An 11,150-nucleotide genomic window follows, 5' to 3' on the forward strand; every position below is an offset into this window, starting at 1 on the left:
TATTAACTTCATAATACCATCTTATAAGCGCCGTGTCAATAATATCACCTGATATATATCTTGTCAATCAATTTGTGTGTGTTAACCTTGATATTCCCATATATATAATTTAGAGGATCAACAAAATTAAAAAGCAGAAAGAGTGATAAATATAATATCACTCTTTCTGCAAATCTTATTAATAATTACTTATTTGGAGCCGTAAACTTGGGAATTGAAACCTTTGACCAATCAGTATCAGAAGCTAGATAAAAACTTGTATATGCAGGTTGATTATAACCATCGTTTTGCCTAGATACATCAGTTCTATATTGAGTATCATGCATTAGTGTGTATAATTTATGATTTGTAACCTCTGTACTCATGAATATACGAATAGCCGAGCTATCTGTTGTCCTCACAAGTAGTTCTTCTCTCCAATCACCCATTATATCAGCTACTAAGCTAGGGTTACCCTTTGTATAATTGTTAGTTCTTGTACCATCAGCTGTAAGAACCGTGATGTTTTTATTTGTAATATAGTCCCATTTCTGAATAGTAGGTGTTGTTTCCCTATCACCACTTACTATTTGTGTTGTCATATCTGCAGCCCATTTTATATTTGCATTTGTTCCTGGGGTATTATCACTTATTTTAGTACCATCAGCTGTCCATAATCCTACAGCCCAAGTTTCTAGTCCTGGCTTTGTTGGATCAACATCACCTATCATACATCGCCCTGTGTCTTTGCCTGTATATGCACCATAAATCACTTTACCTGTTGCAGCGTCACGTAGTGCATATCCATATGGAGCGTATGGCCCACCTTCATGGCACATATATATTTCAAGTCCTGGTCTACCGGGATCAATATCCGCAACATGTATTGAATCACCATGACCAAGGCTTGCTATTGTACCTGGTGCTGCACTCCCCTGTGGCATTAGACCTGAAGATACGTATAACAATTTACCATCATTGTCTATTGTTGCTGATCCGTAAATTATTTCATCACATCCGTCACCATCAACATCCGCGGTGGTCATAGTGTGAGCGCCTTGAGTTGTAATCGATGCATATTCTGGATTTCTCCCTGGCATTCCATGAGGACCATCATTAAAAGGGTTACTCATTACAGGAAAACCACTATCAACAAACCAGTTTTCCTTAAGATGTTTACCATCCCATTTATATGATATTAAAGTTGCTCTTGTGTAATATCCCCTGGCAAATACTGCATAGGGGTTTTTACCATCCAAATATGAAACTCCCGCAAGCATACGGTCAACACGATTTGCAGGCTCTATTCTTCCCATTGCATGATCGCCCCACATAAGACCATCATCAGTTCTACCTGGTTTATAGTCAATAGTTTCCATTTCTTTGCCTGTTTGACCATTAAATACAGTTAAATATTCTGGTCCTTCTATAATAAAACCTTCGAATTGTCTAAGTAGATTTCTTGTTGCACTTGTATCTTTAGGTGCCTTATGTGCAAATACATCAACATAATAATCTACTAGTTCCTTTGCATCTGCGCGCGACAGCGGGTAACTATATTTTGCTGGCAATCCAAAACATTCTTCAATAGTCTTTGGCCAATTGCCGTTTAGTACCTCTTCATGTTTATCCCAATTCATAAACATTTTCACAAGATATTCCACATAACTAGCACCACTTGTGCGATAATCATCTTTATTTGTGTAACCTGCAGCAATATCATCTTTAGGCATTGTTATATACTTTTCAGATGTAACTTTTCCTGCTCTATCATACCTTATAATTTTTGTACCAGGAGCCGTTTTAAGCATTGTTTCAGACTTCCCGTCTCCATCAAAATCATAAACTAAGAATTGAGTATAGTGAGCGCCTGCTCTTATATTTTTACCAAGGTCAAGTCTATAAAGTAATGTACCATCGAATTTATAACAATCTATATAAACGTTTCCAGTATAGCCGACTTGTGACACATCTTTTGAATTTGATGGATCCCATTTAACAAAGTATTCATATTGTCCATCTCCATCAACATCTCCAACACTCATATCATTTGCAGAATATGTATAGGGTTCTCCGTTCGGCCATATTTTTCCTGGAGGAGTTACCCCATCAGCTGGTTTCTTTAATTTCAAATCATAATATTGATTAGTCCAAGGAGTTATAGTTGAACTTTGGTCTACCTCTTTTTTATTAACTACTGCAGACACATAATACTTAGATGTAGCTTTTCCATCCTTGTCCAAAAAGTTTGTGCTATCCTCTACTGTAGTAATTTTTACTCCATTGCGATAAACATTAAAATTTGCACCGGTTAAACCAGTTTTAGAAAAACCGGAAACCTCATTCCCTAAAAGTCTCCAACTAAGAAATATTCCTTCTGATGTAGCCGTTGCCACAATTCCTCTGTCAAGATACTCTAATTGTTTTGAGGTTTTCACGCAATTCACGGGCTTACTTAATGGATTTTCTTTTTTTACTTGCGTTGCTGATACACTTATTATGCTTGAATAAAGCACAGTAGTCGCTAAAACTAGCGGTAATATTTTTTTAGCAAGTGAATATTTCATTAAAAACATTTTAGTTTCCCCCTTAATTTTTTTGATTAACTTTAGTATAATTTGCAATTTATATAACTTAATTATACAATCATAGTATAATTAAATGAATACATATACTTGCTATATATATGCACAAAATTGCTATTGGAAGGTGGATCTATGATAAATATTAGGGGCATGTCAGAGCATTTAGCGAAGCACTTAATTAATGATTTTGGAATAGAAGACACAAAAAACCACATAGGTATAAGCAGCTGTGGTTATCAAAAGTTTATATCTAAAAATTTATCTGTCACTAGAAGCAAGGGTAGAACTGATTATCAAATTATATATATTATCAAAGGAAGATATGTTTGTACCATTCCAGGCAATGAAAACGTTATACCTGAGGGTAACTTTATTTTGTTTAAACCCAATGAACCACAATATTATTCATATTTCTTTGAAGACTTAACTGAGGTATATTGGATTCACTTCTCCGGATATGGTGCCTCTAAATATCTTGCCGAACTAGGTTTACTTAGAGATTCTTATTATTATGTAGGTCAAAGCAATAACTGTATCGATTTATTCGAATTAATATTGCATGAACTTCAAGTTAAAAATCCAGCTTATAATTATATTGCTGTAGCCTATTTTTATGAATTACTAGGAAAATTCTGTAGAATTTTAGCTAACATAAATAAAGGTGAAGAAATAATTGCAGATGATAATCTCCAATCAGTAATTCACCTAATGCATTCAAATTATAGAGAAAACTTTTTAATTAGTTTTTATGCAGACAAATGTAACTTAAGTACCTATAGATTTATACATAAATTTAAACAGGTGACTGGAATGTCACCGCTCAAATATATTACCAGTATTCGCATTGCTATTGCTAGGGATTTACTTTGTTCCTCACCACTAAGTATAGGAGAAGTTTCCAATCTAGTAGGATACGTAAACCCCTTGTATTTTAGCAGGATGTTTAAAAAAGTCAGTGGTTTATCTCCAACATCATATAAAATAAAATTCAGCTAAAGTGAAACATTATACATAATTTTTCACACTTTTACCACTTTTCATTTTATACATACCAATTATAAAAAATACTAGTGCAAATGATACAAGTATTCCAAGCTTAGGCATAACATAAAAAAACGATTTTCCGTTTTGTATCTCTCTAATTGCTCCTAATGCCCAGGTTTGGGGTAAAAAGTTAGCTATATGTTGCATAGTTTTTGGCATAAGTTCAATTGGCCAAAAACAGCCTGATAGCATACATGTTGGTGTTATAATTAAGGTAGCCATAGCCCCCACTTGACTTGTTGTAGTTGAAAAAGCAACTAATAATATTCCAAGAGTTACGCTTACAAGTCCAAACAAAGTGAGTATTACAAGAAGTTGCAAATCAGGAACTCCAGTAGTCAATTTTAATACATACTTAGATGCAAATATTACTAAAATTGATTGTGCTACCATTATACACATGTTTGCAAGTATATTTGCGCCAATATATATTTTGGTGTTAACTGGACTCGTAAATATTCTATAGTAGGTTTTTTCTTTCTTTTCCTTCAATATAAGACCTGAGGTTGTGGTTGCACCTTGAAGCATTAGCATTATTAAAAATCCTATACTTTGAACAGTCTTTAACTTATCTAGTGATTCATCCTTAACTACATTTTTATGAACAGTAAGAGTTTGAACCTTAAACCCATCATATAATTTATTGAAAGTTTCTTTATCCCCACCAGATGCCTTTCCTAGCATTGTGAGACTTTTGACGTAATAATTTACGTAGTTTTGAACCCAGGCTGTAGCTTCTTGACCTTTAATTGAAGTAATTTGTACCTTACTAATTTCAGACTTAAAAGTGCTTTCATCAAAGCCAGCAGGCAATGTAATTACACAATCAACTTTCTCCTCTGCGACTAAATTATTTATCTCATCAGCTTTTACTTCTTGAATTTTGAATTTATCTTGCGACTTTAATGCAGCAACAAAATCTTTAGCTATTACTCCACTTTTATTTTCATTATTTATTCCTACTCTAAGCTTTGAATCCATTGAAGAATAAGCGGTCATAACAAATATGACAATTACAACTGGAAGTATTAAGTATACTATTATAGCCGATTTTTTTCTAAAGGTAATTTTTAATGTATTAAGCGTAAGCAAAAGTAAATTTCTCATATTATACATTCTCCTTTCTAAATAACAAGGATGATATAGCAAGAAATATTACTGCTATGCTTAGATTAATCAAAATTGCGAATGGTACCTTGCTATAATTACTATTGTAAATCACATCAAATATTGATCTATTAACCCACCTCACAGGTGATAAATAAGTTATTGCTTGGAATGTCTTGCTTCCAAAACCATCTACAGGCATATAGCTTCCTCCTAGGAATACCATAACAGGTATCATAAAATTTATAATACCATTTGCAACATTTTCATTTTTAAATATAAATCCTAAGCCAACACCTATGCTTATTGCCATTATTATCTGGGAAATAAAAATAAGTAACACAGTAAAAATATCATTACCCCAATTTGATTTAAGGACATATTTGCTAAATAAAATTACTATAGCAATCTGGAGAATTGTACCCGCTACTCCCCCTATTGTTTTTCCAATAAGAAACTCATATTTTCTAACGGGACTTATTAAAATTCTATCCCTAGTCTTTGAATTTTTCTCGCTTGCAATTCCATATAACCCAGCCAATCCTGCATACATAATTATTAGAGCTATTTCTGCAATTGTATAATAATCTAAAGATGATGGCTGAGATGATTTATTAACAGAAGTTATTGTAGAATAGTCATTTTTGCTATCACTTAAAAGACTCCCTATTATTTTTGGATTTACCTTACTAATATCCATAACTACATTAAATTCCTGTACATATGTGGACAGAATACTTTCAACTACACCAGCTCTTAGGCTTTCTCCATTACTTTTATAAAATTCTATTTCATTATCACTTTTCATTTGAACTATTGCATCGTATTCTTTAGAAATGAGTTTTTTCTTAGCGGAATTTATATCCTTCATTTTTGTAAATTCTATTTTGAAATCTTTCCCTTTCTCAATAAAACTGGTCCTGAAATTATCAGAAGTAGATCCACTTCCTTCAATGCTATATAACACCTTAGGTGTACCAATATCAATAGAACTACTAAAACTTGAACTAAATGCCGCACTTATTACAACTATCAAAGCTATTGGGAATAATATCATCATTGCCATTGATTTTCTATCTCTAAAACTTTGTTTTACTTCCTTAATAATTATAGAAATAATATTCATTTCATCACCTCTAATCCCTTAATTTTCTGCCGGTTAACGTTAAAAATACAGTCTCAAGATCCGGCACTTTATTTTCTATGTTTTTAATAGGGATTTCATTATCGGTGAAATATATAATTATCTTATCCAAATTATTAATATCTTTTGAGCTATTAATTTTAACTACATTTTCATTAACATCAGCGCTGATTACTCCATTTATTTTCATTAACTCTTCTTCTTTTATTAGTGTTCCATCCAAAACTGTAACCTCAACGGTATTTTTATCTGTGACAATAGCTTTGAGTTCTTCCTTATTGCCTGTTACAATAACTTTGCCATGATCAATAATGCTTATCATCGTTGAAATTGCTTCTACTTCTTCCATGTAATGAGTTGTATAAATAATAGTACATCCTTTTTCATTTAATTTCTTTACAGCTTCGAGTATGTGATTTCTTGATTGTGGATCTATACCAACTGTAGGCTCATCCATTATTAAAAGTTTAGGCGTGTGAGCAATTGCACATGCTATATTAAGTCTTCTTTTCATTCCTCCAGAGAAGCTAGCAGGGTAACTCTTAGCCTTGTCACTAAGTCCAACAAATTCTAAAGCATCAAAAGCCTTTTTCTTTAACTGCTGCCCACGAATTCCATAAAGACTAGCAAAAAATTTTACATTTTCTAAACAAGTTAAATCTTCATATACCGCTATATCTTGAGGAACTACTCCAATGCTTCTTTTAGTTAAACTTGAATCCTTCTTATTATCTTTTCCAAGAATTTCTATAGTACCTTTTGTAGTCGTAATTAACCCACAAATCATATTTATTATTGTGCTTTTACCTGCTCCATTAGGTCCAAGTAAACCATAAATTTCTCCTTCCACTATGGAAAGATCTATCTCATCAACCGCGACAAAATCTCCAAATTTTTTAGTTAGTCCTTTTATTTTAACAATATCCAAATTAATAGCCCCCTAAAACTTTTTTCATGTTTTTCTTAATTCTACGTTAACCTAATATTATCCTTCTATTTTATATTTATTTAACATGGTATAATTTATAATAATTATTAAATATATGCTAAATTATATAATAAAATGAAGGAAGGTTATAAAATGTACTTATTCGAAAGAAAAAAGATATTCGATGATGATCTGCTTGAAATGCAGTTAAATGATTTTATTGATATTGATACTTATAATAAAATGTCAAAAGTTAGTAATGATTTTTACTATGAAGAAATTGAATTACCACAACTTCAGGAAACCCCTAGAAAAAATGTAACTTTTATCAAGAAAACAGCTTCTTCAAAACGCTCAAAAATGGTTTGTAGTGAACAAGATATTATAGAAAGAAAATCATCAATCTTACTAAACATTGGAGTCTTATTTTTATTCTTATCTGGACTTATATTTGCTACAACTAATTGGAACAATATGGAGTTAGTTGGTAGAGTTATTGTAATGGTGTTTATGGGAGGCATATTATGGACGGGAAGTTATATAGCAGATAAACGTTTATCATTAAAAAAGACTGGTTACGCTCTGTGGGTTTTGACAACTTTATATATACCAATAGTTGGCATAACTTTTATATACTCGTTAATGTGGAATAACGGTACTGCTATAGGCGATTCTAAAAGTTTAATGGCATTATCCCTTGTTTCATTAATATCGTGTTTTGTAAACTTTTTAAGTATTAATAAATATAAAGGTAGATTTTACATATGGGGTGTATATATAACAGCTGAATTATCTCTATTGCTACTTATAAGTAGCTTTAAAGTAGAATTTGAAGGTCTGTTTTTATCCGCAGTGTTGTGCAACATGATAACATTATGTTGTTACATAAAGATTAGCAGCGTGTTATATAAACTTTATACTAAGCAATATTTAAGAGTTATTAGCTATGCTTTGTTTATTGTCACCATAATTCAGTATAACAGTCTAATAAGCATCCCTTATGTCATTGCAATAATATTATTAGCACCTACACTGCTTATAACTTCTATAGTTCTAAGTGATAAGTATATCGGTATATTTTCAATGATATATGTATTTATCTTAAGTATATACATAGTAATTATAAATAATTTTAACATTTCGCTTTTAGTATTATCCGCTATATTATTATATATGATGTTCCATTTCAAAGATAAACTTAAAATAGATAACAAAACTGCATTTACGGCAATTTTACTATCCTTTATTACTTTCAATATATCTTCAATATCTAATAGTATGTTGTTTTCATTAGGTATAATTGGCATCATAATAACTGGGTGGATTATATACCGTAATGTGCAACAAATAAAAATAGGTACAGTTGATTTAAAACAAATTTATGAACTGTTATTGCCAGTATATACATATATACTTATATCGCGGACTCCATTTGTTTTAATAAATGACATAACGAACTTTCAAGCGATTTTGATATTATGTATAACCTCTACCTTCTTATCGTCAGTTAAACTTATCATTAAACAGAGTTACCCAGGTATTAAATTAGGATATGGCAAAATATCAACAATAATATTACTAATATGTGGATTAATCTCTGTAAGTTATATTGAAACTATGGTCCTTATGATAATTTCATTAGCAGTGTTTCAGGCATTAGATATTTATAAGAAATTCAATTTAATATCTTATGGTTTCAATTTAATTATAGGGGTTTTTATAGTCTTTAATGTTGTAAACAATTATAGTCAGCTATGGCAAATCATTTCTATTATTGCAATAATGTTATTATATCTTGGCCTTAGTGTGCTAAAACGCGAAGATAATAAATTCATTGTATTTGTTTCCTCATTATTTATAATTAGTTCCGCTATGCTATGTAATCACTCAAGAATTTCACTGATCTTTATTCTTATAATAGGAATATCCATGATATTAACCACTATAAAAACTAAGCAAAATAAAAGTCTACTAATATTTTCACTCGCTACTGGCGTTAGTATATATTTAATATCTAATCAAACTCTTAATCTATATAACGATAACCAGGTTATTATAATATTAATAGGTGTTATATATGCTATCATTTTATCTGCACTAAGTTCAATTTACTTTAAAGATATAGATGATAAAAAACACTTAGATAGTTTATGTATTGCTGCAATTATCATATTATCCATATTTTCAGTATTTTCATATGGTAGCTATGCTAATATTATAATAACAACAATAGGTTCATTAGTTTTGATTTTATTAAATATTAGAAAGCTAACGTCCACTTCATTGAAACTTTTTCTTGTTATAAGATTACTCTTAACCTATACACAAGTGGTTATTTTATTACCTATATCCTTAGGTCTAGAATTTACTATAGTCCCCCTAATTGCATGGGCACTTATCTCAAGATATTGGATTTTTAGTAATAATAAAATCGGAAAAATATCAGAAACTTTTACATTAGTAGTTTTAAACATAAATATGTTATCAATTGCATTTATTCTATCAATATTAAGTTCGCTTATAATAATAACAATAGGTATTATTATGCTGATAACATCTTATAGTAAAAAAATTAAAGCATATTTTATAACATCATTAATAATGATTGTGCCATTATTTATTAACAGTACCTTATCCTTTTGGGTTCTTATTCCTTGGTGGGTATATCTACTTATTATTGGAGCTACATTAATTGCTTTAGGTAGCATGGTTGAAAAGAAAGGATTAAAGATCAAAGAATTTAAAAACAACTTCTTTAATGACTGGACATAATCGTTTGAGATTTGCAAAATACTTAATAAAAAGAGATAGCACCCGTTGCGATGCTATCTCTTTGTTTATGCATCACATGAATCCATTACTTAGTATCCATCCCCCATTGATTCATTAATTCATCAAAAATCCCTGCACAAGCAACGGTATCTTTTAATGGAACAATATCACTTTCTATTTGTTGATTTCTAAACAAATCCGCAAAATGTTTAATTTCATACATAAAGCCATCTTCAAAATCTTCTTCAAAATGATCAATTAACTTATTCTCATTATCATACATTTCTACTTTCTTAGTACTTAAAAAGTCATACACTACAATTCTTCCCTTTGCTGCATATATATTTGCGTCCCTGTTTGTGTTTGCAATAATTCCACAACTGAGCGTTGCTAAGGCTCCACTATCAAAACTCATATTCATAGTAACAAATTCATCCACTCCAGTTTTGCCTGTTTTGCAAAAGCCATTAACCTGAGTTGGATTTTCGCCTAAAATGCCAGTTGTAAATTCAATAGGATATACTCCTGCATCAAATAAACTACCGCCTGCTAGAAACTAATTCTACACCCTCAACAGTGTTTAAAACTGATGCAAATCTTGCCGCTATTGCCCCCAGTCCAATAATACCAAATCTAACGTTCATAATTATTCCTCCTCTTAAAATTAATATCATTAAGTTTCTTTCATTTTAAATTCTCTTTATACTTTCAGCCTGTAACTAACGAAAGCTATAGTTTTGTTGTCGGGGGACCAAGAATTCACATTAAAGGTTCCCTGTCCTCCAAACAATTTAGCTACGATTTTGAATTCGTCATTTCCCTTTGACATCAAACGAATTTCTACATTTTTGTTTGCTGGATGGTCACAAGGATCTACATCCCCCTTCTTGTAAGTTATATAGGCTACTCGTTTTCCATCAGGAGATACATGTGGAAACCAACTGTTTGATTCATTAAAAGTCATCTGCGTTGCATTGGATCCGTCTTTTTCCATGCGCCAAACCTGCATTAAACCACTTCTCGATGAATTAAACCAAATATACTTACCACAAGGTGAATACTCAGGTCCGTCATCTAAACCAGGAAGATTTGTAAGTTGAGTCTCATTTCCTCCAATTGATGGGATAGTGTAGATATCATATTGTCCATTTCTTTCTCCGCAGAATGCTAGTATTTCCCCATCAGGTGAGCATCCATGCAAGTAACTAGGCGCCATAGGTGTAACTAGTGTTGGCTCTCCGCCCGTTACTTTGAATCCATATATTCTAGATTCTCCATCCTCCAATGTTTGATGACTTACCCAAATTCGTTTGCCATCTCTTGATAGAATATGGTCATTGTTACACTCCACAGCAATCCCTGAATAAATCTCCTTGCTTACTTTCGTTTCTATATCAAATATATATATATGCCCTTCGCTATTGTAAACCAAAGATTTTCCATCTGGAGTCCAATTTGGCGCTTCAATCAAATTATCGTATTCTCCCATTACAATCCTTATACCTGAATCAACATCCACGGTTTCTAAAATACTGATAACACCTCTATCTTCGCGTCTACGCACTGAAGTAAGAACATTCATATTATTATC

At 31.6% G+C, this 11,150-nt stretch carries 8 protein-coding genes; 2 read left to right on the forward strand and 6 right to left on the reverse strand.

The features are described 5' to 3' along the window. Positions 1–185: 185 nt before the first annotated feature. The gene (locus tag KPL55_RS26325) at positions 186–2,555 is read right to left on the reverse strand and encodes a rhamnogalacturonan lyase (RefSeq protein ID WP_281418818.1); all 2,370 of its coding nucleotides are present in this window, start codon (positions 2,553–2,555) and stop codon (positions 186–188) included. A gap of 141 nt (positions 2,556–2,696) precedes the next feature. Between KPL55_RS26325 and KPL55_RS06755 the strand changes: the two genes are divergently transcribed. Further along, positions 2,697–3,560, forward strand: a complete 864-nt coding sequence (locus KPL55_RS06755; protein WP_216305944.1) for an AraC family transcriptional regulator — start codon at positions 2,697–2,699, stop codon at positions 3,558–3,560. A 9-nt stretch (positions 3,561–3,569) separates the two neighbouring features. Here the strand turns inward: KPL55_RS06755 and KPL55_RS06760 are convergent, their stop codons facing one another. The 3 genes from KPL55_RS06760 to KPL55_RS06770 are packed head-to-tail and all read right to left on the reverse strand — an operon-like array spanning position 3,570 to position 6,787. Beyond that, on the reverse strand, positions 3,570–4,715 hold the full coding sequence (locus KPL55_RS06760) for an ABC transporter permease (protein ID WP_216305945.1): 1,146 nt from the start codon (positions 4,713–4,715) through the stop codon (positions 3,570–3,572). 1 nt (position 4,716) lies between these two features. Then, positions 4,717–5,841: an ABC transporter permease gene (locus KPL55_RS06765; RefSeq protein ID WP_216305946.1), complete on the reverse strand. Its 1,125-nt coding sequence runs from the start codon at positions 5,839–5,841 to the stop codon at positions 4,717–4,719. Positions 5,842–5,851: 10 nt separating this feature from the next. Beyond that, positions 5,852–6,787, reverse strand: a complete 936-nt coding sequence (locus tag KPL55_RS06770) for an ABC transporter ATP-binding protein (RefSeq protein ID WP_216305947.1) — start codon at positions 6,785–6,787, stop codon at positions 5,852–5,854. A 153-nt stretch (positions 6,788–6,940) separates the two neighbouring features. Between KPL55_RS06770 and KPL55_RS06775 the strand changes: the two genes are divergently transcribed. Continuing rightward, positions 6,941–9,559: a hypothetical protein gene (locus KPL55_RS06775; RefSeq protein ID WP_216305948.1), complete on the forward strand. Its 2,619-nt coding sequence runs from the start codon at positions 6,941–6,943 to the stop codon at positions 9,557–9,559. A gap of 85 nt (positions 9,560–9,644) precedes the next feature. On the opposite strand, the gene KPL55_RS06780 is transcribed toward KPL55_RS06775, so the two are convergent. Both KPL55_RS06780 and KPL55_RS06785 read right to left on the reverse strand, forming a co-directional pair. After that, the gene (locus KPL55_RS06780) at positions 9,645–10,073 is read right to left on the reverse strand and encodes a Gfo/Idh/MocA family protein (RefSeq protein WP_376770428.1); all 429 of its coding nucleotides are present in this window, start codon (positions 10,071–10,073) and stop codon (positions 9,645–9,647) included. A gap of 186 nt (positions 10,074–10,259) precedes the next feature. Continuing rightward, positions 10,260–11,141 carry a TolB family protein gene (locus KPL55_RS06785; protein ID WP_216305950.1) on the reverse strand — a complete coding sequence of 294 codons (882 nt, stop codon included), beginning with the start codon at positions 11,139–11,141 and terminating at the stop codon, positions 10,260–10,262. Between the last annotated feature and the right edge of the window lie 9 nt (positions 11,142–11,150).

Source organism: Clostridium lacusfryxellense (assembly GCF_018861735.1).
Classification (GTDB): domain Bacteria; phylum Bacillota; class Clostridia; order Clostridiales; family Clostridiaceae; genus Clostridium_AD; species Clostridium_AD lacusfryxellense.